Below are 24,500 nucleotides of genomic sequence, written 5' to 3'. Positions count from 1 at the left end.
CTACTGGCGGCTAATGCGACAGTTCGGCGCCCGCAGCCTGACGCGCGCGCACCAGAAAGCCGGCCGAGCATCGGATCGCGATAATGCCCAGCAGCGAGACGAGGGCCGGCACGGCCGCAGCGATAAAGAGCTGGCTTTGCGTCCATTGCAGATGCATCAGGTAGCCGCCGAGCACGGGCCCGAGCACCGAACCGATGCGCCCGATGCCCAGGCTCCAGCCGATGCCGGTGGAGCGCAGCTCGGTCGGGTAATAAGTCGCGGCCAGCGCGTTCAGCGCCGGCTGGCCGCCAATGATGGTGAAGCCGCTGATGAAAATCATCAGGAAGATGGCACCCAGCGACGCGGCGACCAGTGGATTGCCGATCAGGGCGGTCGAAACGATGGCCATCAGGAAGGTGGCCGTCAGCACCGGCGTGAACCCCACGCGGTCGATGATACGTCCCAGCGCCAGCGTGCCGACCACCCCGCCGATCCACAAGGTGGTGCCGGCAAGCACCGCGTTCTGGGTCGAATAACCGGTTTCGCGCATGACGGTCGGCAGCCAGTTCGACAAGAAATACATGGCCAGCAAATTGGCAAAATTCACGATCCACAGCAGCGTGGTGACTCTTGCACGCCCATCTTTGAACAGCGACGCTACCGCCCCACCCCTGGTTTTCGCTGCATCATCGAGCACCAGTTGCGCATCGTCCGGCAGATGCAGACCAGGCGCAAGCAGCAGCAGATTGCTGCGCATTTTCTGCTGGCTGCCCTGGTTCAACGCCAGGAACTGGATCGACTCCGGCAGGCGCCACCACATGATCACCCCGAGCAACAGCGGCAGGACGCCGCCAACCACGAACACCGAGCGCCAGCCCCATGCAGGGATCAGCACGGCGCTGATCAAGCCGCCGATCACCCCGCCCAGGGTAAAGCCACACGAGACCAGCATCATGACGCTGACCCGGGTACGGCGCGGACTGTACTCCCCCGCCAGCGCCATCGCATTGGGCATGATGCAGCCCAAGCCAAGGCCGGCGGCAAACCTGAAACCGACCAGTTGCGGAATCGAATTGGCGAAGGCGGTCAGCAGCATGCACATCGAAAAGAACATCGTCGCGCCGATCAGCACCGGCCGCCGGCCGATCTTGTCGGCCAGGGTACTGAAGGCCAGCGAGCCGACCAGCATGCCGAACAAGCCGGCGCCAAATACCGGCGACAGCACTTCCTTGCTCAGCCCCCACTCCTGGATCAGTGCGGGCGCGACATAGCCCATCGACTGCACATCAAAGCCATCCATCACCAGACACATGCCGCACAAGGCAACAATCAGGACCTGGTTCCTGCCAAACCGGCTGCCATCGATGACCTGCTCGATATTCATCCTGCTGCTCATTGCCGTCTCCTCATGGTCGTCTACCTTATATTTATTGTCAGCGCCGTTCACGGCATGCGGTTCAAAGCGCCAGCACCAGCTTTTTTCCCGCCGCGCGCGAACAGCAAGTCATCATCTTCACGCTGGCTTCCCGCTCGGAACGCGTCAGCACCACATCGCGGTGGTCGACCTGCCCTGCCAGCACCTGCACTTCGCACGAGCCACACAGCCCCTCTTCGCAGTCGCTGCGCACCTCGACGCCGGCCGCCCGCAGCGCCGCCAGCACGGTCTGGTCGGGTCTGACGCTGACGATCCTGCCCGAGTCGCGCAGTTCAAGCTCGAATCCATGCTCTTTCGACGGATCGAGCACCGTCGCGGTGGCGACGAAATGTTCGGTTCTCAAGGCGTCGCCGGGCCACGCCGCGCAGCAATCCTGCAGCGCCTGCAGCATGGCCACCGGACCACAGGCATAGATCTGCGTACCCGGCTCGGGGTTGGCCAGCAATGCCGGCAGGTCGTTGCGCCGCCCTTCATCGCCGGCATGCACCTGCAGCCGGTCGCCATGCAGCTGCGCCAGCTCGGCCAGGAGGGCCATGGACTTGCGGCTGCGGCCGCTGTAATGCACCTCGTACGCCATGCCGAGCTCTCTGGCCCTGCGCGCCATTGCACTGATCGGCGTGATGCCGATGCCGCCGGCAATGAAGATCGCCCTGGACGCCGACTCGTCCATGCGAAAGTGATTGCGCGGACCGCGGATATTGACCGTGTCGCCGGCGCGCAGATGAGCGTGGACCCAGGCCGAGCCACCGCGCCCGCCAGGCTCGCACAGGACCGCGATCTCGAAGGCCGAGGCATCGGCCGGGTCGCCACACAGGGAATATTGCCGTGTCAATTCCGGCGCGCCGCACTCGATATCGATATGCGCGCCCGGCGTCCAGCGCGGCAGCGCGGCGCCATCGAGCGCGGTGAAACGCAGCTTGACGACGCCTTCGGCAAGCCGGGTCACGCTGTCCACCCGCACCGGGCGCGTGATCGTCTGGCGCGATGGCTCGCCGATGCGTACCGGCACGCGCACCTCGAGCAGCGCGCGGTTTGCGCGTTCCGGATTGCGCGCCGGGTCCCACTCCACGTGCAGGTGCTCCGGCCCGCGAAACGAAGTATTGGGCACGTAGGAAAATGCCTGCTCGCTCAGCGTCATGTGCGGCAGGCGACGGGTGAACTCCTCCAGGAAGATTTGCATCTCCATGCGCGCCAGGTTCTTGCCCATGCATTGATGCGATCCGTAGCCGAACGTCAGGTGTTCGCCGGCGTTGTCGCGCCGGATATCGAACAGGTCGGCGTCCGGGAAGTGGCGCTCGTCGTGATTGGCCGACGAGGTGACGATCAGCAGTTTGGCGCCGGCCGGAATGTCGACGCCGTCAATCGTCACGTCCTTGGTTGCCAGGCGCCGCCAGGCGGCCACCGAACCGTTGTGCCGCAAGCACTCGTCGACTGCGTTGGGAATCAGGCCGGGGTCGTCGCAAATTTCGCGCCATGTACGTGGATGCTGCAGCAGCAGCTTCATGGCATTGGCGGTCGCATTGGCGGTCGTCTCGTGCGCCGCCACGATGCCGGCCATCATCATCGAGTGCAGGTAGGAGTCGGTCACCACGTCCGGATGCTCGGCCTGCTTGCGGATGCCATATTTCATCCAGCCGGGACCGGAAGGGTCGAGGCGCATCTTGTCCAGCACCTTGCCGGCAAACTGCCAGAACTTGCCGACCGCGTGCGCCACCGCCACCTGCTCGTCCGGCCTGGGGCGGCCCCAGGTATTGACGGTATGGGCAATCGAATACTCGCGCAGGGTATCCATGTCTTCTTCGGGCACGCCGAGGAAATGCAATGCGACGGTGAGCGGCACTTCCCACAGCATCTGGTCGACCAGGTCGGCCTTGCCGTCGTCGATGAAGCGGTCGACATACTCGCGCGCCAGCTTGCGCACTACCGGTTCGTGCTGCCTCAGTTCCCCGGGCGTGAACGGATCCATCAGCACGCGGCGGCGCGCCATGTGCGTCGGTTCGTCCTCGTTGACGAGGGTGCGGCCCATGCCATAGTTGTAGGAGGCAAGCACGGCATTCGCTTCATCGCCGGTCGGCGTGATTTTTTCCAGCGCGATCGACGGACTGAAGGCGATGTTGTCGCGAAAGATGGCCTTGATGCTGTCGTAGCGGGTGACCACCCAGTAGCCCATGGCCGGATTGTAAAACACCGGCTCCTGTTCGCGTGCCCAGCGCACGTACTCGGGCGGATCCTGCTGGTAACCGTCCGAGAAAGGGTCGAAACTGGCCGCCCGGGGGCTGACCGGGCAGCCGCTGGGGGCTTGCGCGGCGGCGCCGCGGCCGTGGCCAAAAGGGCAGCCCGCTGCATTGATGGTGGGGGTAGCGTGGTTTAAGATGTATCTCCTAGCCGTATGAATTGCTCCTTAATGCGTAATCGTACTACGCTATTCGTAATATTGACATGGCTTTTTTTGCTGCGCCGCAGCAGCAGGCATGGCCCGGCTGGCGCTGCGGATCGGGCATAATGTGCTTTTATGACTTCGCTCCACGACACACACATGAAGAACGAGAATCCCTTGTCCGAGACGCCGGAGCGACGGCAGCGGGTGCAATCGGCCGAGATGGGCATGAGCGTGCTGAAGGCGCTGGCGCGCCTCGATGGCATGGCCAGTTTGACGGCGATTGCGGCCGAAGTCGGCGAAAGCACGGCCAAGGTGCATCGCTACATGGCCAGCCTGGGCCAGGAAGGCCTGGTGGCGCAGGATCCTGCCACGCAGCGTTATTACCTGGCCAGGGAGGCGATCCAGATCGGACTGGCGGCACTGCGCCAATGCCATCCCATCAGGCTGGGCGAAGGCTCGCTGATGCGGCTCAGGGAAACCCTGCAAGTGACGTGTTTCCTGGCGGTGATGGGCAACAAGGGGCCAACCATCCTGCGCTTCGAGGAACCGGGCTTGCCGGTCACGGTCAACGTCAGGGAGGGTTCGGTGCTGCCGGTGCTGTGGTCGGCCACCGGCCAGGTATTGCTCGCCTACCTGGACGATGTACCCATGCGCCAGCAGGCCGAAGCCGAACTGGCCCGGGCAACACCAGAGCAGCGTGCTTCGCTGAACGGCAGCGATCCCATTGGCAAACTGCAGGAAAAAGTACGGGCCGAAGGCAGCGCTGGCATCACCGATACCCTGTTGCGGGGAATCAGTGCCGTATCGGCCCCCATCTTCGAGCACACGGGGCGCGTGGGCGCGGTACTGACCGCGCTCAATCCTGCCACCATGTTCGATATCAGTCCAGGCGGGACAGCCCGTCTCGCGGTCATCAAGGAAGCGAACCAGATCAGCGCCGCGATGGGTTTCAACGGGACGGCCGGCGCCTGAAGAGCGTGGCCGTGTTGGCCAGGTTCAGGTGGTGCAAAGCGGGCGCTGCTCGCGCAGCAGCGCCGTAAACGCCTCGACCGCCAGCGGCCGGCTGAAGTAATAACCCTGCATTTCATCGCAGCCGTGGCGGGTCAGGAAATCGACCTGCTCACGCGTTTCCACGCCTTCGGCGATCACCCGCATGTGCAGGTTGTGCGCCAGCGAGATCACCGACAGGGCGATGGCCGCATCGCTGCTGCTGGTGGTGACGTCGTCGACAAACGATTTGTCGATTTTCAGCACGTCGATGGGAAAACGCTTCAGGTAGCCCAGGCTGGAATAACCGGTGCCAAAGTCGTCGAGCGAGATGCTCACGCCGATGTCCTTCAGGCAGCTCAAGGCGGCCACCGCCTTGTCCGGATCGCCCATCACCGTGCTTTCGGTGATTTCAATACCCAGGCAGCCAGGCTCCAGGCCGTATTTGCGCAAGGTCGCTTCGACGAACGGCACGGTGCGGTCCTGCGCGAACTGCTTGCCCGACAGGTTGACGGCCACCTTGATGCTGCCCAGGCCCGCTTTCTGCCAGGCGCGGATCTGCGCGCAGACGCTGTCGAGCACCCACTCGCCGATCGCCGTGATCAGGCCGTATTCCTCGGCCAGCGCGATGAACAAGTTCGGTGGCACCTTGCCCAGCACCGGATTTTCCCAGCGCAGCAGCGCTTCCGCGCCCAGCATGGCGCCGGTGCGCAAGCACATCTGCGGCTGGTAATGGACCTCGAATTCATTGCGCGCGACGGCGCCGCGCAGCTGCTGCTGCATCGCCAGGCGGGCGCGGATATCGTTGCCCATGCGCTCGGTAAAAAACGCATAGTGGTCGCGCCCCATCTCCTTGGCGCGCACCAGCGCCGTATCGGCGTGGCGCAGCAAATCGTCGAGCGTCTCGCCATCGGCCGGGCACATGGCGATGCCGATGCTGGTGGTCAGCGCCAGGCGCTCGCCGCCCACGCTCAGTTCTTCGCGCAGGCCGGCCAGGATGGTTTGCACCAGCGCCATGGTGCGGCCCAGCAGCGGGTCGTCCTGCAGCAGGATCTGGAATTCGTCGCCACCCTGGCGCGCCACCGTGTCGCCTTCGCGCAGGCAGCCCGTCAAGAAGCGCGCCACCACCTGCAGCGCCTTGTCGCCCACGGCCTGGCCGTGCGAGTCGTTGATATTCTTGAAGCGGTCCAGGTCGAGGCACATCAGCACCATCTGCTGGCCATCGCGGATGGCGCCCGGGCGCTGCTGCTCGAAGCGCTCGCGCAGCAGCGCGCGGTTGGGCAGTCCCGTCAGCGCGTCGTGCCAGGACAGGAAATCGATCAGGTGCTGCTCGGCCTTGCGCTCGCTGATATCGAGGAACACGCCGATGTAATTGATGACGGCGCCGTCCGGGCCATGCACGGTGGTCGCGCTCAGGTGGCTGGGATAGGTGGCGCCGCTCTTGCGCCGCGTCTGTACCTCGCCCGACCAGCAGCCGCTGCCGCGCAGGCCCTGGCGCAGCGCCGCGCAGGCGGCCTCGTCGGCGCCGCCGGCGTGCAGGCGCATGATGTCCATGCCGCGCACGTCCTGCGCCGTGTAGCCGGTAATGCGCGTGAAAGCGGGATTGGAGGTGACGATGATGCCTTGCGGGTCGGTGATCAGGATGGCGTCCTGGGTCGCCTCGAACACCTGGCCGGACAGGCGCAGCAGGTCTTCGTTGGCGCGCCGTATCTGCACTTCGCGCGCCAGCGTGCTGGCCACCTGCTCCAGTTCGGCCGTGCGTTCGGTGACGCGGCGCTCCAGCGTGACCCTCTCCTGCGCCAGTTGCAGCTGGGCGCGGCGCAGGCGCACATGGGCGTCGGTGCGGGCCAGTATCTCTTCGGCCTGGAACGGCTTGGCGATGAAATCGACAGCGCCAAGCGCAAAGCCGCGCACCTTGTCGTCGGTGTCGTGCTGGGCGGAGAGGAAAATAACCGGCACCTGGCACAGTTCGGGCGAGGCTTTCAGGCGGCGGCATACCTCGAAGCCGTCCAGGCCAGGCATGCGCACATCGAGCAGGATCAGGTCGGGCGGGCGCGATTGCGCCGTCCACAGGGCCAGTTCGCCATTCGGTGCCTGGCGCACGGCATAGCCGGCGCCGCCGAGCAGATCGCTCAACAGCTTGAGCGACGCCGGGGTATCCTCGACGATCAGTACTTCGCCCTTCGTATTGACTTCCGGAAAATCGCGGTACATGTAGCAGTTCTCTCAGCTCTGAATGAGGCGCGGCGGTGCTTTGCGCGCTGGACAAGACTCGTTTTGCAGTGAACTACGTTCCATCATCATAATCTTCATTGCAAATTAGCACCACTCCACAGCCGATTTTTTACAAAATTTTTATCCGGACCGATGTTGTCAGTCCACAATCACACCGGCAGGCGCTCGCTGCCCTGTTCCAATAGCGCGCACAGCTGGCGGTACTGGTGCTGGTCCAGCATCGCTTGCAAGGGCGTGACCAGCGTTTGCGCGGCCGGTGGCAAGGCTTGCAGCAACAGGCCCACGCGGGTCAGGTTCAGTTCGCGCAGCGCCGCCAGCAGCGCCGCGCGCTCGTCTGAACTCAATGCCGCCAAATCCTGCGCGCACAAGATGCGCACCGGCGGCGGGGCGGGTGGCAAAGCCACCGGCGCTGCCGGCACAGCTGCCCCCGGCAGTGGCAAGCGCGCACCGCGCGCCGGAATCGCAAACCGGAAGGTCGCGCCCTGCCCCGGCGTCGATTCCACTGTCAGCGTACCTTTCATCAGGCATACGAATTCGCGCGAAATGGCCAGGCCCAGCCCCGTGCCATCCTTGGGACCGTCGCTGTCGGCCTGCACGAAGGGTTCGAAAATGCGCTGCTGGTCCGCCAGGGCAATGCCGGCGCCGGTATCGCTGACGGCAAAGTCGAGCCGCCAGTCCTCTCCGCCCAGGCATTCGCCACGCGCGCGCAGGGTTACGGTGCCGCGCCCGGCAAACTTGACGGCGTTGCTCATCAGGTTCAGCAGCACCTGGCGCAAGCGCGTGCCATCGAGGTGCGCCGCCTGCGGCAGGCCGGCACAGTCGAGGCGCAGCAGCAGGCCATGCTGCTCGGCGCGCATTTCCAGCATGTCCATCACTTCCTGCAGCAGCGGCGCCAGCGCCACCACCTCGCACTGCGCCGACAGCTTGCCCGCCTCGCCTTTCGACAATTCGAGGATCTCGTTGATCAGGTTGAGCAAATGCGTGCCCGAGCGGTGGATGATGGCCAGGTTGCGCTTTTCATCGGCATGCATGTGGGCCGAATCGGCCATCAGGCGAGAAAAACCGATCACCGAATTCAAGGGCGTGCGCAGCTCATGGCTCATGTTGGCCAGGAACACGCTCTTGGCCCGGTTGGCCGCCTGCGCCTGGCTGACGGCCACCGACAGCGCGCCGGTGCGCTCGGCCACCAGTTCTTCCAAGTGATGGCGGTGGCGCAGCAACTCCAGTTCGGCCACGCGGTGCGCCGTGATGTCGTAGTTCGAGCCGACCATGCGCAGCGGCTTGCCGCCGCCGTCGCGAAACAGCACCGCATCGACCTTGATATAGCGGATCGACTGGTCTGGCCAGACGATGCGGTATTCATGCGTGAAGACGTGGCCTTCCTTGAGCGCCGCGCGCAGCGCCTGCTTGGTCAAATCGATATCCTGCGCCAGCAGCGAGGCGCGCCAGATCATGGTTGGCGGCAAGCCGGCGGCGGGATCGGCCTTGAACTGCGCATACATCTGGTCGTCCCATTCCAGTTCGCCGCCGGCCACGTTCCAGTCCCAGATGCCGATGCTGGCTGCACCGGTGGCCATCTGCACTCTTTCTTCACTGCGCTGCAGCGCGCGGTAGCGGCTGTCGAGCAGCGCCACCATGTCGCGGATCGAGCGGTACAGGGTGCGCAGCTCGCCCAGGAACCAGGTCTTGCGCGGCATGCCGGCCGCCACCGGCTGGCCGGCGCGCACGGCAGCCGCATACTGGCCGATGGCTTTCAAGGGCCGCAGCATCAGCCACCACATCAGCAGCCAGATGCTGGCCACCAGGATCACGTCGAGCGCGACGATGATGGCGCCGATGGCCAGTGCGCGCTGGCGCAATTGCGCATGCAGCACCGACGGCTCGGCATACACGGCGACGGCGCCGATAATCTGACCGCCCAGGGTCACCATGCGTCGCTCTGCCAGCAAGGAGGTGTCTTCGGGCTCGAATTCCAGGCTGTCGATGGCGCCATCAACGCTGCGGCGCAAAATGATGGTGTCCTTGCCGATTGCCGGCGTGAGCGAGATGGCGTGCAGTTCGCGGTTGCCGAGGATGCTGCGCATGATCGCCTGCATCTGCTTTTCATCGAGATTCCACAGCGGCAGTTCGACCGCCACGGCCAGCTGGTCGGCGCTGACCGACACGGTGCGATGCAACTGCTGCCAGCGCTGCGCGCGCTCGGACTGGTAGAACAGCACCGCAAACACCAGCAGCAGCAAGGTGACGACAAAGGTCAGCGCCACGCTGACAGCCAGCACGATGGAGACGCCACCGAGACGCCCCGGCTTGCCTTTGCTCTTGATCGTTTCTTCGTTCATGCCTGCCCTTGATCGACATCCTGCGCCAGCCACTGGCACAATTGCCGGTACTGGTGGTGCTCCAGCATGGTGGCCATGCGCGTGGCCAGTTGCGGCAGCCGCGTGGCCAGGCTGGCCAGCACGATGGCGCTGCGCCGCAGGTCGAGCGCGCTGACCGCCTCGAACAGCGCCTGGCGTTCGGCCCGGGCCAGCAGCGCCAGCTCGCCTGGCGTCAACGCCGGCAGTTCGCCAGGATTCAACGCCGGTGCGCCGGCGCGCTGCGCCACCACAGGTGGGGCGCATGCCTCCTCGCGCAGGAAGCGCAGCCCCAGTTGCTGTTCGAGCATGGCAAACAGGGGCTCCTGCTCGATCGGTTTACGCAAGAAAGCGTCGGCGCCGGCCGCCAGCGCTTCCTGCTTTTCCTCTTCAAAGGCCGACGCCGTCATGATCGCCAGCCGTGGCTGCGCCAGGTCCACCCGCGCGCGCAGCCAGCGCGTCAGCGCCAGACCATCCATGTCCGGCATGCGCCAGTCGCTGAGCACCAGGTCAAAGCGCTGCGTGGCGAGCATCGCTTGCGCCTGCGCGCCGCCACACGCTTCCTGCAGCACGAAGCCGAGCGGCGCCAGGAGGCCGGCCAGCAGCTTGCGGCAATTGCCATCGTCATCGACCACCAGCACCGCGCGCCCGCGCTGGGCCGGCGGCAAACAGCACACGCGACCCGGCAGTCCGGGCAAGGCGGCCGGCGCCGCCACCAGCGGCACGCTCAGCGAAAAATGGAACACCGAACCCTCGCCCAGGCGCGACTCGACCTGCAACTGTCCCTGCATCAGGCGCACGAATTGGCGTGAAATACTCAGGCCCAGGCCGGTGCCGGCCTGCGCCACGGCGCTGTCGGCCTGCACGAAGGGCTCGAAAATACGTTCCAGGTCGGCTTCGGCGATGCCGCTACCGGTATCGCGCACGGCAAACGCCAGCAGTACCTGGCCCTGGCCGTCGCCGGCGGGCTGGCAATCGAGCGACAGGGTGACGCTGCCGCGCTCGATGAATTTGAGGGCGTTCGACAACAGGTTGAGCAGCACCTGGCGCAGCTTGGCGTCGTCGAGCCGGACCAGCGGCGGCACGTTGGCGCGCTCCACGCACAGCGCGATACCCTGTTCGCGCGCGCGCATGCGCACCATTTCCAGCACCTCGCCCAGCAGGCCGTTCAAATCCACCGGCCCGGTCTGCAGCTGCATGCGGCCAGCTTCGATCTTCGACAATTCCAGGATATCGTTGATCAGGGTGAGCAAATGGTGGCCGGCGCGGTTGATGATGGCCAGGTTCTGTTTTTCTTCCTCGAACATGCTGCTCGAGTCGGCCATCATCTGCGAAAAGCCGATCACCGAATTCAAGGGCGTGCGCAACTCATGGCTCATGTTGGCCAGGAAAACGCTTTTCGCGCGGTTGGCCGATTGCGCCTCGGTGACGGCCACCGACAGCGCGGCCGTGCGCTGCTGCACCAGCTCTTCGAGCTGGTCGCGGTAGCCCAGCAGTTCCTGTTCGCTGCGCTTGCGCGCACTGATGTCGACGATGCCGCCGCGCACCAGGCGCCGCCCGTCCATCGGCAGGCGCACCAGCCGTACTTCGGCGGGAAACACGCTGCCGTCGGCATGCCGGATATTGCGCTCCACATGGATCGTCTCGCCCAGCATCACCAGGCGCAAATGTTCTTCCACCATCAGCGCCAGCGGCAGGCCATCGGGCTGTTCGGTGCTGTACAAGTCAAACGGACCGCAGGCCAGCAAGGCCTCGCGCGACATGCCCAGCATCTGCTGCGCGCTGCCGTTCGAATCGACAAAGCGGTCCGTGTCCAGGTCATAGACGAGAATCGCCTCGGGCGCATGCTCGACCAGGATGCGAAAACGCTGCTCGCTCTCGCGCGCCTCGCTTTCCGCGTGCCGCAAGCGGCGCTGCTGCAGCAGCAAGGCGCTCAGCAAGCAGGCCATCATCAGGAATATGCCACCGACCACCATCACGGCCGAACGATGCTCCTGCCACACGTTGGGCGGCCGGTTCAGGAACACGGCCTGCGCAGGCAAAAGGCCGATATCGGCTTCCCAGCGCTGCAGCTGCTGCCAGTCGTACATCGGCACCGGGCGCGCCGCCGGCAGCAAGGTGCCCGGCGCACCCGGCATCTGGCCGGCCAGCACATCGAGCGAGATGCCGGCCACCTGCCGCGCCGCATCCTCGATATCGAGTATCAAGCCGCCCAGGATACCCTGCCCCAGATTGACGTTGTACAGGCCAAAGGCCGGCACATTGGCCAGCCTGGCCAGCAACGCGGCAAACTGCACCGGCGTGGCGATGTTGCCGGCCACGTCACGGTTGACATTGCCCGTCACCAGCAGCGCGTCGGGCGGCAGGTGCGTCACCGTGTCGCGCATCTGCGCCAGGGTCAGATCATCGAGATAGCGTAGCGCCACCTTGCCCTGCCAGGCCTCGGCCGCCTGCTGCATACGGCGCTTGAGTGTCTGGTCGGCCTCGCTGGCGCCGACCGCCATCACGATCTGGCGGGTATGCGGGAACAGCGCCATCGCCTGCGCCAGGGTGCCGGCAAAGTCGACATTGGCCTGCTGCTGCCAGATGGTGGGCGGCGTGCCGGCCGGCAGCGCCTTGCCCGAGGTATTGATGGCCAGCACCGGTGTGGTTCGCGCCAGCGGCGCCAGTTCGCCCAGCAGATAGTCGAGCGCCGGCTGCTGCATGGCCACGATCAGGTCGGCCGGATGGCCCGAGCCTTCGCTGTATCGCAATAGCAACAATTCGCGCATCTTGGCGCGCAGCACCGGCTCGCTCAAGGTGTTCAGGTTGAGAAACTCCACCACCACGTCTTCACCGGCCAGGCCGCCGGCCAGCATGGCCTGCATATAGGTGCGCGTGTACGACTCCACCCCGGCACGGCCATAGTCATACGAGCTGAGAAACAGCACGCGCTTGCCGTGCAGGCTGGCGTGGGGGGTGGAAGATACGGCGGCAGGGGCGTGGGCGGAACTGGCGCATGCAAGCAAAAGCAACAATGCACGGCAGCAGCGCCGTAGCGCCGTCCACCGTTCTCCACCGCCAGGCATCAGCCCACGCGGCGCATTTCCCGCAACGCCCATGTCCATGCCTATCCCGTCCGTCATCATCTGTGTACTGACACTTGCAAAAACATGATAACGTCAACAATGCAGGCAAGTCTATTGCTTGAAGAAACATTTATGTATTCCCGGCAGCACTGATGCCAAACAATTCCAGTTCCAGTCCCGGTATGCCCGACGGCGCATAGATGGTGATCGCCTGCGCCTTGATCATCGCTTCGTGGATGACCCCCTTGTTTTCGATCGCGAAATAACAGGTGTGCGGCCGCACCGGCACTTCGGCCGGCACCTGCGCCATGTGGCGCAGCGTGGCGCCGGGCAAGGCGCGCGCCAACAGCACGTCGATCTGTGCGGGCGACGAAATCTTCAGTTGCAGCGGCACCAGGGCCACCAGTTCAAGCGCCGGCAGGTCCGCATTCACGGCCAGGCACAGCGTGGTCTGCAGATTGACTTTTTCCGCATCGAGGGTAGCGTGATGGTGGGTGCTTCTTTGCGGGTCGATTTCCAGCGCGATCGGAAAATAGCGCGACTGCAACACCGTATCGACCAGGTCGCGGATGATGAAGTCCAGCTTGCCGAAGCCGGGTGCGGGGTCGTCATGCCGGTAGCGCGGCAGGTCGGCCAGCGCGTATTTCCTGGAAAACGTCATCAGACCGCCGGCCAGCGCCGTCAGGTGGCCGAACAGCTGCTCGGGATGGTGGCGGCCGTGGCAGGCGCAATGGCTGAGGGTGGCGATTGCCGTGCTGAGGGTGTTGAGCATCCAGAACGAGGACATGTCGCCGCCGTGGAACTCGACCGCATGGTGGCCCGGCTGCCGGTGGCGGCTGTATAGTGACGCTATTTTTGCGCCCAGGCGCTCGATCAGCGAGTCGAGCATCTGTTGCAAGGCCGCGTTCGCATTGACGGCCAGGCATGGCGGCAACCAGGACGCATCGATCTCGAAGCCGCCACGGCCGCCGCGGCGCAGGCGCACCAGTGGTATGGCCAGGTAGTCGTGCAACGGTTCGCCGTGCCACAGCAGGCGGACCGTTTTTTTCAGGTAGGCCACCGGCATGCTGACGGCTTCGCTGTACAGGTCGGGAGTTTCAACGTCCGCCTGCTGATAACGCGCACCGGATGCCAGGTTGCCGCCATGCGCCTTCATGGCCGGCAGCGCCGCGTAGAACGTAAAGCTGTGCTCGTCGGACGGCAGCCGCGACAGGTCGACCGCGGCGGGCAAGGCGTCGCCGAGCGGCGCTTCGTAGATCTCGCCATCCTGGAACACCAGCGACATGGTGTCGGCGCGCAAGCTGTTGTTGGCCAGCGCATCGGCATTCCAGCCGAGCGCGTGCACACCCCACAGGTGCGGGCTGATCAAGGATACCAGCCGCTGCAAACGCGCTTCATGATAGCGGTCCAGCTGCTGGAACTGCTGCGGGCCGATGGCCAGCCCTTCGGACCATAATAGTTTTGACGGCAATGTCACAGTGCTCTCCCTGGTGATGGCGGAATCTCGCGTTACCAGTCTGAAGTTGCCAGCACGAAAGTCATTGAGGTTGCGCAGCAACTGCCGCTAAATTTTGCGCAATCGCAAATTGCCTGTGGGAAAACACTTCGATACTGGCGATTCCACATGACACCGGCGCCGCCCAGGCGCATCCCAGGCATGGAAACCTTGCTGCCGTATTTCGAACGCGAACTGGTGCTGCTGCGGCGCCATAGCCGGGAATTTGCCGAGCGCTATCCGCGCATCGCCGGCAAACTGCATATGTCGGGCGAGGCCTGCGAAGACCCCCACGTCGAACATCTGATCGAGTCGGTGGCCTTGCTGGCGGCGCGCATCTCGAAGCGTCTCGACGACGACTATCCACAATTCACGCACGCCCTGTTCGAGACCCTGTTTCCGCATTATCTGCGGCCGTTCCCCTCATGCGCGATCGTGCGCCTGCCGCCGCCCGCGCTCGATGGCACGGTATTGCGCCTGCCGGCCGGCACCCTGATGGATTCCGCCCCGGTGCGCGGCGTGCATTGCCGTTTCAGCTCCATCTACGATATCGCGGCCGGCGACGTGAGATTGACGGGCGCCACCTTCGATACCCGCATCAAGGCACCACCGGGCGTGCGGCTGCCTGCGGGCGCCAGCGCGGCAATCAGCATCGCCATCGCGCATCACGGCGCGCCGCCGCCAACGCTGCGCCTCTTTATCGATGGCGAACCCTCGTTTGCCGCCGCACTGCACGACGCGCTGTTCCTGCATGCGGCCTGCGCCTTTGTCGAAGGCAGCGACGGGCGATGGCTGGCCCTGCCTGCGCCGCCGCTGGCGCCGGCGGGCTTTGCCGAAACCGATGCCTTGCTGCCGTTTGGCGCGCGCTCGCACAGCGCCTACCGCATCCTGGCCGAGTATTTTGCCTGCCCCGAAAAATTCAATTTTGTCGATATCGACACCGCAGGCCTGCAGGCTCGCCTGCCCGCCGACTCTCGCGACTACACGCTACACCTCGTGTTGACAGGCATGCCGGCCGATGGCGACAGCGCGCGCATGCTGGCCAGCCTGTCCGGCGCCAACCTGCTGCCCGGCTGTAGCCCCGTCATCAACCTGTTCCAGCAACCCGCCGTGCCGGTTGCCGTCACGCAGCAGAAAACCGAGTATGCCGTGCTGGCCCACGCCACCCATGCGCATGGCTATGAGGTAATGGGCATCGAATCGGTGCATTTGCTGCGCCAGCGCGGCACAAACAGCAGCGTGAGCGAAGTGCGCCCGCTGTACAGCCTGCGCCATGGCGAATGCGCGGCGCAGCCAGGACCGTACTGGGTCATGCGCGACGACCCGGCAGTGGCGCTCAAGAGCGCCGGCCATGAAAAAACCATCAGCCTGGTCGATGGCGACTTCAATCCCCTGCTCCAGGAAAAAACCACCCTGTCGTTGATGCTCACCTGCAGCAATCGCGACCTGCCTTTGGTCCTCAAACACGGCCAGCCGCAGGGAGACTTGCAGCCTTGCGGCGGTGGCGCGCCAGTGCGGCTGCTGCGCCGGCCCAGTGCGCCGCGCCGCTACGCGCCAGGGCATGGCTTGCACTGGCGATTGGTGTCGCACCTGGCGCTCAATCATCATGCGCTGACGCAGGAAGGGCTGCCGGCGCTGCGTGAAATGCTGGTGCTGTACGACCTGGCCCAGAGCCCCACCTCGCAACGCCAGATAGGCGGCATCATGGCGCTGGAACAGCGCCCTGCCACCGCCTGGCTGCGCCACCCGCGCGGCGCGTCGCTGGTGCATGGCGTCGAAGTGCGCATCACGCTCGACGAAGAGGCATTTGTCGGCACCAGCATGCATCTGTTCGTGCAGGTCATCGAGCAGTTCCTGGGCCTGTATGTGCAAGTCAACAGCTTTGTCGAACTGGTGGTGCTGTCGCTGCAAAGCGGAGAGGAGCTGATCCGATGCAAACCAAGAAACGGCATGCAATCTCTGGTGTGATCGCGCACCTGATGGCCGAGCCGTGGCGCTACCAGTTCATGCAGGCGGTGGGCCTGCTGCTGCGCTGGTTGCGCCAGCAGGGCGTGCCGCCCGAACAGGCGCTGGACCAGGTGCTGCGCTTTCGAAACAGCCTGTCGCTGGGTTTTCCGGCCAGCCAGCTCGAACGCCTGTCGCAGCAGGAAGATGGCCGCATTGCCATCACGCCGGCCTTTATCGGCTTGCTTGGCAACAGCGGCGCCCTGCCCCTGCACTACACGCAAGGCATCGCCAACAGCCAGCTCGCCGCCGGCGACGATGGCGCCGCGGCCTTCCTGGATATTTTTTCGCACAGGATGGTGACGCTGTTTTACCGGGCTTGCGGCAAATACCGGCTGGAACACCGGCTGGCGACCGAGGCCAAGGACGAGCAGTTGCCGATGCTGCTGGCGCTGGCCGGCGTAGCGCCGCCGGCCGGCAATCAGGCAGCCAATGCGGCGGCCTGGTATGCAGGGCTGCTGCGCAACCGCCCCGTTTCGGCGCATGCGATTGCCAAGGTGCTGGCCGACCACTGCCGCGTTCCCATCGTGCTGGAGCAATTTGCCGGCGCCTGGGATTATTTGCCGCAGGATCGATTGAGCCGGCTCGGCAGCGCCAATTTCACGCTGGCACGCGGCGCCACCGTCGGCTTGCGGCTATGGCGGCACGACCGGCGCGTGCGCCTGCATGTGGGGCCGGTCGACGAAGCGGCCTTGCAGCGCTTCCTGCCGCACGGCCCCGGCGCACAGGCCCTGGCGCAGATGCTGGCGCTGTTTGGCGCACCGAGCCTGCAGGTCGAAATACGGCTGGTGTTGAGCGCTGTCTGCACAACACCATTAGTACTGAACAGCGATCCGGCAACACAGCGCCGGCTGGGCTGGAACACCTTCCTGCCAACCAGGCAGGGGCAGGTGCGCGGCGCCGAAGTGCGCTATCTGTTAAGGGAAGCGAGGGCCATATGAAACACCAGGGACGCGGCGTGATACGCCTGGGCGACAAGACCGACCATGGCGGCAAGGTCAGCAGCGCATCGTCCGGCACTACCGTGATGGGCAAGACGGCGGCGCTGGCCGGCGACATGACGGTCTGCCCCAAATGCAAGGGCAGCTTTCCTGTCCAAGCCGATGGCGCAGGAGCAAAACACCAGGGCCGCGCCTATGCCTACGACGGCGACAAGACGGCCTGTGGCGCCAGGCTGATCACTTCTTTATGACGGAGCGAAGCATGAACACCAGTATCCTGGCGGCCTTGTCCGCGTTTGGTTTGGCTTCGCAGGAGCGGCGCTTGCTGCGCCTGGATTTTCCGCAAGGCGATGGCCCCGCCGACACCGTGCTGCTGGTCAATTCCCTGCAAGCGACGGAAGCCGTGTCGCGTGACTTTCGCTTCGAGGTGGAACTGCTGTCCGACGACGCCCATATCGCCCTGACCGACATGATGGGACGCATGGTGACCATCAGCATGGTGCGTGACGATGGCAGCGTGCGTTATTTCAACGGCTATGTGGGCGAGTTCCGCCTGCTGCGCGCCGATGGCGGCTTTGCCTGGTACCGCATGCTGCTGCAGCCGTGGCTGGCGTTTGCCAGGCTGCGCCAGGACAATGTCTCGTTCCATTGCCAGAGCGTGATGCAGCTGACCGAAACCACGTTTGCACACTACCTGCAACGCGACTGGAAGACCTGCCTGCAAGGCGACGATCCGCAACTGTCCTGCGCCAACCAGTACAACGAAAGCGACTACAACCATCTGCACCGGCGCTGGGAGGCGCTGGGCTGGCACTACTGGTATGAACACCGCCTTGACGGCCATACACTCTGGCTGGCCGACGACAGCACCCTGGCCGAACTGATCGATGGCGAAGATGACGCAGGCGCCATGCGGTTTCATGCCGATTCCGGCTCGATGGAAGACGATGGCGTCAAGCAATGGCAGGCCGTGCGCCAGCTCGGTTCCGGCCTGCTGACGCTGGCCAGCTTCGACTATAAAAACGCGCGGCCGCAGTACGCCACCGGCCATAGCCTGAACCGCCAGGGCGATGTGTTCGCGCATGAACTGTATCAAAACACCGGTTCTTATGGCTACCGCGATAGCGACCATGGCGCGCAGCTGGCGCAGCGCCGCATGGAGGAAAGCGACCACTTGCGCCAGTACTTCGAGGCGGCCGGCAACCAGCGTCAGGCGCAGGCAGGGCGCTGCTTTACCCTGGCCGGCCATTTCAGCGCGCAGGAAAGGCAATACCAGCGCGGCGAGGAACGCGGCGACGACATCAAGGCGCGCGAATACCTGATCCTGTCGGTCGAGCATGTCGCCAGCAACAATTATCAGGCCGGCAGCGACACCCCCTCCCACTATGAAAACCGTTTTGTCTGCGTGCGCAAGGACCGGCGCTGGCGGCCAGGCTGCGGCTACAACAGCGTGCCTTGCGTGGTGGCCGGCGTGCAAACGGCGCTGGTGGTGGGACCGGCCGGCGAGGAAATCCACACCGACGCGCTGGGCCGTATCCGCCTGCAGTTTCACTGGGACCGGCTCGGCAAATTTGACGAGCGCAGTTCGCCGTGGATACGCGTCATGATGCCAATGGCCGGGCCGCAGATGGGGCAGATCGCGCTGCCGCGCGTGGGCCAGGAAGTGGTGGTGCAATTCCAGGACGGCAATATCGACCATCCCATCGTGACCGGCGTGGTGTACAACGGCACCAATCCGCCACCCTGGCAACTGCCGCAGCAACGCGCCCTGTCCGGCCTGCGCAGCCGCGAACTGGGGGCTACCGGCGCCAATCACCTGGTGCTGGACGACACGCAGCAGGCGATCCAGGCCCAGCTGCGCAGCAGCCACCAGGACAGCCGCCTGTCGCTGGGCAATATCACGCGCATCGACGACCATGCCGGCCGCAAGGAAGCGCGCGGCAGCGGCTTTGAGCTGGCGACCAACGCCTGGGGCGCGCTGCGCGCCGGCAAAGGCATGCTGATCACCACCGAAACACCGGCTGGCGCCGCATCGGTCAAGCAGCTCGACGACACCCTGGCCCGGCTGGCGCAGGCCAGGGAACTGCAGCATGGCCTGGCCGGCATGGCGGTCGATGCCGGCGCCCAGGACAGCGCCGGCGAGCAAGGCGCAGTGGCCGACGCCATCAAGCGGCAAAACACCGCCATCAAAGGCAGCGGCGAACACTTCCCGGAACTGTCCGAACCGCACCTGGTGATGGCCAGCCCGGCCGGCATCGAATTGTCCAGCGCGGCGTCCAGCCACCTGGCCGCCAGCGAGCATGTGGCACTGACCAGCGGCAAGGACATCGCGCTGGCCAGCGGCCACAGTCTGTTCGCCAGCGTGGCCCACAGCCTGCGCATCTTCGTCCACAAGGCCGGCATGAAACTGATCGCCGCCTCCGGCAAGATCGCCATCGAGGCCCACGACGGCGAAGTCGACATCATCGCCCGCAAAGTGCTGTCGCTGATCAGCGAAGCGGACTGGGTCAATATCAAGGGCAAGAAAGGCATCCGCCTGCACGGCGCCAGCCACATGCTGGAAATCAGCGACAAGGTGCAGTTTTTTACCTCGTCGCCGGTATTGTTCAACGGCAACCTGGAAACCTTGGCACCGAAGAGTGTGTCGCAGGAGTTCAATGAAAGGCCAAGCAGCAGCTTTGATCAGGAAGTGTTGCTGATGGAAGTGGACGATACGCCAGCCGTCGGCATCGATTTTGAAATCCTGCGCGAGGACGGCAACCAGTCAGGCAAAAGCGGTGCCGACGGCTCGACGAAGTTACAGAAATCCACCGGCATGGATAGCTATGTGATTCGATACAAGGGAGAACTGCCATGAGCGACAAAGATGATCTGAACAAACGCGGTAATCATCCGAGAGAATTTACGCAGGGCGTGGGTGGATGGGCTGAGTATGCTGTTCACATGACCGAAACAAAAGATGTCGCGCGTCATGAAGTCACTTTGCCGCCACGGAAAGTAATACCCATCATTTTTTTACCGGGAGTAATGGGAAGTAACCTGCGCATGAGTAAAAAGCGGCAAGAAGATTTAAAGCGAGAAGATAATCGCGCCTGGCGACCAGATGACATGATGGGGGTAGGAGGCAAAACAGCCGTTGCCACAGGAAATGGGCTCGGCGGCTGGTTCAAAAATGCTTCGGCACAACAGCGTCAACTTGTATTCGATCCAACAGAGACAGAGATCGAGTACTACCATTACACCGAAAATAATGGCCGATTCGATCCCGAAGGGAAAGAAACATTAGCTGCCGATGCCCGCCATCAAAACGTTCCAGACAGCTTTACGCCCATCCCACCCCTGATGGGTTCCAATCGACTATCTGCTGCAGCACCAAGTGCACGAGCAAAGGCTCGCTCCTACGAAAGTCCGGCACAAATCGCGCGCTGGCGAGGCTGGAGCGAAGTTTTTTTCACAGGTGCCTACGGTGAGATGTTAAAAACCGCTGAGTTGCATTTAAATAATATGGTAGCAGACAAAAAACTGCATCCAGTATGGCGTCAAAAGGTTGGTGTAGCCTCACTTCTTATGCAGGATCCGACTGTTTTTGGTGGCACTTCCGGAAAAGCCATTACGATTGATGATCTTAAAAAAATATCAGCATGCTGGTACCCAGTACATGCAATGGGCTACAACTTCATTCAAAGCAACGGTGTTTCTGCAGTAACCATTGCGAAAAGACTACGCGGCTTGGTCAAAGGATATGTGAATCGCGGCTTTAAATGCAAGGAGGTAATAATTATTACTCATAGCATGGGTGGCTTACTGGCGAGAGCGCTTATTCATCCTGCCTACGGAAACTTAGTCAATGATGAGGAAGTAAAAATTCTTGGCATTTATCACAACGTCATGCCTACCATAGGAGCAGCCGGAGCATACAAGCGCATGCGTTTCGGTTTCCAGGAAAAAGAAGGGTCGCTGGCGGAAATCGAAGCTAGTGTGCTCGGTATCGACGGGTTGCATGCCACAGCAATCCTGGCCAATGCACCGGCTCCACTGGAAATGATGCCGGGCGAAGCATATGGAAAAAAATGGTTAAAAATTGTTGATATTAAAGATCAGGTTCTCTGGAGTTGGCCCCAAGAAAATGAAACCTCTCTCGATAGCATATATTTAAAACCACCTAACGCTTGGTGGCGCCTGATTAATCCAGAATGGGTAAACCCGGCGAACATTTCATCAGAGAATGGCGGTGGCATGAAAAACGTAACCATGCGACTAAAATTTGCATCAGAATTCATGTCTTCGATAGAGAAAACTTTCCATACATACACCTACGCAAGCTATTGTGCATCCAAAAATTATTTTAGTTATGGCGATGTGGTCTTTAAATTGATTGATGGAATGCAGGGTGGTCCCGGCGCGCCTTGGGAAAAATTTGAAAAGTCGCCTGAAAAATGGGTGCTTATACAAGATGATACCAAAGGTCAACTCGTTGTCCAAGCCGGTTTCAGAAGACTGACGTTGAAGCTAATGCCAGCCAACGCGCTCGGTGATGGAACCGTGCCATCAGAGCATTCTGCGCGCCACATCAACATCGGCATCGATAAAGGAATGCTATTTAGACATGGCGACGGTGATGGGAATGGATATGAACACCAGAATAGCTATGCCAATCCAAATGTACTCGCATCCATGATTTATTCTATCGTGCAAATTGCAAAAAAAGCAAAATGGGGATAACTGATGAAAAACAAAATTAAAATACTTCCAATTTTTCTGATTGCTGCAATATTTTTTACACAAACAAATGCCCAACCCAAAAAAAATATAAATTCATTGAAAATCATGAGCAAATTTGAAAAAAACAAAAATTTACTTGAAATTTTATTCTCAAAAACTAAAATTTTATGCTTTGGACGCTATGCGATCACAGTTCCTATTGAAGCGGAATTGATATCCGGAGGCGCATCTTTTCCTTCAAAAATTGAAATAATTAAAGGAGGAATTCTAGCAAAAGATGAAAAAATCAAAGAAGACATTGAAAACATAAGATTTCAAAATAATACATCTGAAATAGTCTATAACGGAATTGGCCCTATCGAAAATAGTTGGCAAATACAATATTATGATAGTAAATTTTCCAAAGAAGACGGAAATCTATATTTTAAAACCTATATCGAAAAAGGAGATCTTATATTCACACTTGGAGGATCAATTCCAGAAGGTGGAACCGTTGCAAGTGCTGCGGCAAGGCAGGCGGCCAGAGCAAAAAGCTTGCGCTTGCGCGACATAAATGAAATACCTGATGAATCGGGCTATTGTCTTGTAGGTGGATTCATGCGTGATAATTCTTATGACGGACAGGAAATGGTCAACGCTGGCCTATATTTCCCCAGCTATCCCGATGTGACATTTTCAATCACTTCGAATAAAAACGCTTACGGCGACTTCCAGCCTGCAGAGTTCGAAAAAAAGATGCGGCCAGAACTATCGTTACTCGCCCGCATCCAACAAGCCAAAGATCAGCAGGGGAAAAATTATCCCGCCCGGACTTTGCTGCGCGAGGGAAAACGCAATGTCCAACACTGGCACGGTGAAGAATCGTTGATACGCCGCACCGACGGTGTCCATGATTTTGAATGGACACTGGTAGGCACGCCAAAGAATATCGCAAACCCATCGGTGCTCGAGGCCAGCATGTTTACCAAGGTTCAGCATAATCTGGTAGGAGCAGCGAAGGCTGCCTCGCTCACTGACGACGAAGCCATCGCTCTGTGGGACAAGCTGCTCTCTGGCCTGAAATTCCGCGTCAAGGTGCCGGGTGCGCCGCCCGGTTCCTACTATATCGATCCCGACAAACCAAAGCCGTCGTCAGCGCCTTGACTATTTGAATTTTGCTATATGGAATGATACGTATAGGCGCTGCTTTATTTGAAAATCTTACAGCCTGAGTTCCGTAGCGAAAATTAAATCGGATGCATGATGATTATTCTTGTACGAAAATTTTGGCTATGTTACGTCGCGACAATGCTGATGAGTTTTATATTAGCATGCACGCCGAGCGACTCCAGCAACGTTGAGTCCATTAACGACGCGAAACCCCTCGGAAAACGCCTGGAGATAATTTTTGAGCAAACGAAAATTGTATGCTTTGGACGTTATTCAATAAAAATACCTAACGAAGCAAGCATCATCATTGGAAGCTCAGCCCTGGAATTCATAACAGGAGGATTGAATGCAAGAACAAGAAAAATAAAAGAAGAAATAGAGAAAATCAAGTGGACAGATGAAACAGCGGATTTTACCTATAATGAAAAAGGCCCAATTGAAGGAACTCGGCAATTTCGCTATTATGAGGATGAATTGGCAAAAAAATATAAACTGCATTTCTTCAGAACGTTTGTTACAAAAGATGACTACACCTTTATCATGGGCGACTCAGTCAGAAGTAATGAAAGTGAATCTGCTACGGTAGCGAGACAATTTGTCAAGGCCAAGGGTATTCGGATACGTCAACCGGAGGAAATTCCACAGGATCCGGGACTTTGCGTGGAACATGGCTTTCTGGCAGAAAACAACTACGCAGAACAGGAAATCGACAATGTGGGACTATATCTTCCAAGTTTTCCAGATGTGACTTTCTCCATCAGTTCAAACAAGGATGCCTATGGTGACTACCCGCCTGCGGTGTTTGAAACAGAAATGCGCAAAGAATTGTCCTTGCTTAATCGGATACAAGGCGCGAAAGACATACAAGGCAGCAGCTTTCCCAAACGCACCTTGCTACGTGAAGGCAAGCGTGCGATTCAGCATTGGAAGGGTGAAGAATCCCTGATACGCCGAACCGATGGTGTGCATGATTTCGAATGGGCACTGGTTGGCAAGCCAAGAGACATCGCGAATCCGTCGGTGCTGGAAGTCAAGATGTACACCAAGGTTGCCCACAATATGGTCGGCGCGGCTGAAGCTGCCTCGCTTACCGATGACGAAGCCATCGCCCTCTGGGACAAGCTCCTGTCCGGCCTGAAATTCCGCGTCAAGGTGCCCGGTGCGCCGCCTGGCTCCTACTATATCGATCCGGATAGGCCGGCGCAGTAAGGCGCTCTGGCGCACGCACCGGCATTGCGCTAGCATGGCCTTTTGCTCAGGACTCAACGATGGTTCATCTGCGCCCCGCCCTGCCCCCTGATATCGATGCCCTGTGGGCGCTGCGCACGATTGCTGTGCGGATCAGTTGCGCCACGCACTATTGCGCCGAACAGGTTGCCGTCTGGGCTGCTTCACCGGTGCCGGCTGGCTATGCCGGCATGCTGGCTGCCGGTGGCGGGATTGTTGCCGTGCGCGATGGCGCGATCGTCGGCTATGCCATGCTGGACCTGGGCAAGCGCGAGGTCGATGCGGTGTTTGTCGATCCTGCCCAGGGCGGGCTGGGCATCGGCAAGCGGCTGCTGGCGGCGCTGGAGGGGTTGGCGAGCGAGCATGGGATTGCGCGCCTGCATTTGTCGGCGTCGCTGAATGCCGTGCCGTTTTACCGCGTGGCGGGGTTTGTTGCGCTGCGCGAGGAAGCGTATGCGCATCCGAGTGGCATCATGCTGGCCAGCGTGGCGATGGAAAAAGTGCTGCTTGCCGGCTGACGGTAT

At 61.5% G+C, this 24,500-nt stretch carries 15 protein-coding genes; 9 read left to right on the top strand and 6 right to left on the bottom strand.

Going from position 1 to position 24,500, the window contains the following annotated elements; all coding sequences use genetic code 11:
* Positions 1–10: 10 nt before the first annotated feature.
* Together AC0Z42_RS00300 and AC0Z42_RS00295 are read right to left on the bottom strand one after the other, a co-directional pair.
* Positions 11–1,375 carry an MFS transporter gene (locus AC0Z42_RS00300; RefSeq protein WP_485466245.1) on the bottom strand — a complete coding sequence of 455 codons (1,365 nt, stop codon included), beginning with the start codon at positions 1,373–1,375 and terminating at the stop codon, positions 11–13.
* Positions 1,376–1,436: 61 nt separating this feature from the next.
* Positions 1,437–3,629 (bottom strand): cytochrome P450, encoded by a 2,193-nt coding sequence (locus AC0Z42_RS00295; RefSeq protein WP_485466244.1) that lies wholly within the window; start codon positions 3,627–3,629, stop codon positions 1,437–1,439.
* A 321-nt stretch (positions 3,630–3,950) separates the two neighbouring features.
* Between AC0Z42_RS00295 and AC0Z42_RS00290 the strand changes: the two genes are divergently transcribed.
* The gene (locus AC0Z42_RS00290) at positions 3,951–4,766 is read left to right on the top strand and encodes an IclR family transcriptional regulator (protein ID WP_485466243.1); all 816 of its coding nucleotides are present in this window, start codon (positions 3,951–3,953) and stop codon (positions 4,764–4,766) included.
* 24 nt (positions 4,767–4,790) lie between these two features.
* On the opposite strand, the gene AC0Z42_RS00285 is transcribed toward AC0Z42_RS00290, so the two are convergent.
* From AC0Z42_RS00285 to tssK, 4 genes are all read right to left on the bottom strand, one after another.
* Complete coding sequence (locus AC0Z42_RS00285; RefSeq protein ID WP_485466242.1) at positions 4,791–6,995, bottom strand: two-component system response regulator; 2,205 nt, start codon at positions 6,993–6,995, stop codon at positions 4,791–4,793.
* 170 nt (positions 6,996–7,165) lie between these two features.
* Positions 7,166–9,355 (bottom strand): sensor histidine kinase, encoded by a 2,190-nt coding sequence (locus AC0Z42_RS00280; protein WP_485466241.1) that lies wholly within the window; start codon positions 9,353–9,355, stop codon positions 7,166–7,168.
* Positions 9,352–12,384: an ATP-binding protein gene (locus tag AC0Z42_RS00275; protein WP_485466240.1), complete on the bottom strand. Its 3,033-nt coding sequence runs from the start codon at positions 12,382–12,384 to the stop codon at positions 9,352–9,354. The genes AC0Z42_RS00280 and AC0Z42_RS00275 overlap by 4 nt, the downstream gene beginning before the upstream one ends.
* Before the next feature lie 184 nt (positions 12,385–12,568).
* Positions 12,569–13,915 (bottom strand): type VI secretion system baseplate subunit TssK, encoded by a 1,347-nt coding sequence (gene tssK, locus AC0Z42_RS00270; protein ID WP_485466239.1) that lies wholly within the window; start codon positions 13,913–13,915, stop codon positions 12,569–12,571.
* 180 nt (positions 13,916–14,095) lie between these two features.
* Between tssK and tssF the strand changes: the two genes are divergently transcribed.
* The 8 genes from tssF to AC0Z42_RS00230 all read left to right on the top strand — a co-directional run bounded on the left by tssF (position 14,096) and on the right by AC0Z42_RS00230 (position 24,494).
* On the top strand, positions 14,096–15,901 hold the full coding sequence (tssF, locus tag AC0Z42_RS00265) for a type VI secretion system baseplate subunit TssF (protein ID WP_485466238.1): 1,806 nt from the start codon (positions 14,096–14,098) through the stop codon (positions 15,899–15,901).
* Positions 15,865–16,878 carry a type VI secretion system baseplate subunit TssG gene (gene tssG, locus AC0Z42_RS00260; RefSeq protein ID WP_485466237.1) on the top strand — a complete coding sequence of 338 codons (1,014 nt, stop codon included), beginning with the start codon at positions 15,865–15,867 and terminating at the stop codon, positions 16,876–16,878. Before tssF ends, tssG begins: the two co-directional genes overlap by 37 nt.
* A complete protein-coding gene (locus tag AC0Z42_RS00255; RefSeq protein ID WP_485466236.1) occupies positions 16,875–17,129 on the top strand; it encodes a PAAR domain-containing protein in 255 nt (84 codons plus the stop codon). Before tssG ends, AC0Z42_RS00255 begins: the two co-directional genes overlap by 4 nt.
* Positions 17,130–17,140: 11 nt before the next feature.
* Positions 17,141–19,735, top strand: coding sequence for a type VI secretion system Vgr family protein (locus AC0Z42_RS00250; RefSeq protein ID WP_485466235.1), 2,595 nt, complete (start codon positions 17,141–17,143; stop codon positions 19,733–19,735).
* The gene (locus tag AC0Z42_RS00245) at positions 19,732–21,600 is read left to right on the top strand and encodes an esterase/lipase family protein (protein WP_485466234.1); all 1,869 of its coding nucleotides are present in this window, start codon (positions 19,732–19,734) and stop codon (positions 21,598–21,600) included. Before AC0Z42_RS00250 ends, AC0Z42_RS00245 begins: the two co-directional genes overlap by 4 nt.
* Positions 21,601–21,603: 3 nt before the next feature.
* On the top strand, positions 21,604–22,743 hold the full coding sequence (locus AC0Z42_RS00240) for a T6SS immunity protein Tli4 family protein (RefSeq protein ID WP_485466233.1): 1,140 nt from the start codon (positions 21,604–21,606) through the stop codon (positions 22,741–22,743).
* 96 nt (positions 22,744–22,839) lie between these two features.
* The gene (locus tag AC0Z42_RS00235) at positions 22,840–23,958 is read left to right on the top strand and encodes a T6SS immunity protein Tli4 family protein (protein ID WP_485466232.1); all 1,119 of its coding nucleotides are present in this window, start codon (positions 22,840–22,842) and stop codon (positions 23,956–23,958) included.
* Between the two features lie 59 nt (positions 23,959–24,017).
* Positions 24,018–24,494 carry a GNAT family N-acetyltransferase gene (locus AC0Z42_RS00230; RefSeq protein WP_485466231.1) on the top strand — a complete coding sequence of 159 codons (477 nt, stop codon included), beginning with the start codon at positions 24,018–24,020 and terminating at the stop codon, positions 24,492–24,494.
* Positions 24,495–24,500 lie beyond the last annotated feature (6 nt).

Source organism: Janthinobacterium sp. 1L-D-8-B-C4 (genome assembly GCF_057291295.1).
This window is presented reverse-complemented; position numbering and strand designations above follow the sequence as displayed.

What these genes read in the sequence shown, in the direction of transcription:
- AC0Z42_RS00300 (WP_485466245.1), bottom strand. Translation starts at nt 1,375, where the DNA reads ATGAGCAGCAGGATGAATATCGAGCAGGTCATCGATGGCAGCCGGTTT.
- AC0Z42_RS00290 (WP_485466243.1), top strand. Translation starts at nt 3,951, where the DNA reads ATGAAGAACGAGAATCCCTTGTCCGAGACGCCGGAGCGACGGCAGCGG.
- AC0Z42_RS00285 (WP_485466242.1), bottom strand. Translation starts at nt 6,995, where the DNA reads ATGTACCGCGATTTTCCGGAAGTCAATACGAAGGGCGAAGTACTGATC.
- AC0Z42_RS00280 (WP_485466241.1), bottom strand. Translation starts at nt 9,355, where the DNA reads ATGAACGAAGAAACGATCAAGAGCAAAGGCAAGCCGGGGCGTCTCGGT.
- tssF (WP_485466238.1), top strand. Translation starts at nt 14,096, where the DNA reads ATGGAAACCTTGCTGCCGTATTTCGAACGCGAACTGGTGCTGCTGCGG.
- tssG (WP_485466237.1), top strand. Translation starts at nt 15,865, where the DNA reads ATGCAAACCAAGAAACGGCATGCAATCTCTGGTGTGATCGCGCACCTG.
- AC0Z42_RS00255 (WP_485466236.1), top strand. Translation starts at nt 16,875, where the DNA reads ATGAAACACCAGGGACGCGGCGTGATACGCCTGGGCGACAAGACCGAC.
- AC0Z42_RS00250 (WP_485466235.1), top strand. Translation starts at nt 17,141, where the DNA reads ATGAACACCAGTATCCTGGCGGCCTTGTCCGCGTTTGGTTTGGCTTCG.
- AC0Z42_RS00245 (WP_485466234.1), top strand. Translation starts at nt 19,732, where the DNA reads ATGAGCGACAAAGATGATCTGAACAAACGCGGTAATCATCCGAGAGAA.
- AC0Z42_RS00240 (WP_485466233.1), top strand. Translation starts at nt 21,604, where the DNA reads ATGAAAAACAAAATTAAAATACTTCCAATTTTTCTGATTGCTGCAATA.
- AC0Z42_RS00235 (WP_485466232.1), top strand. Translation starts at nt 22,840, where the DNA reads ATGATGATTATTCTTGTACGAAAATTTTGGCTATGTTACGTCGCGACA.
- AC0Z42_RS00230 (WP_485466231.1), top strand. Translation starts at nt 24,018, where the DNA reads ATGGTTCATCTGCGCCCCGCCCTGCCCCCTGATATCGATGCCCTGTGG.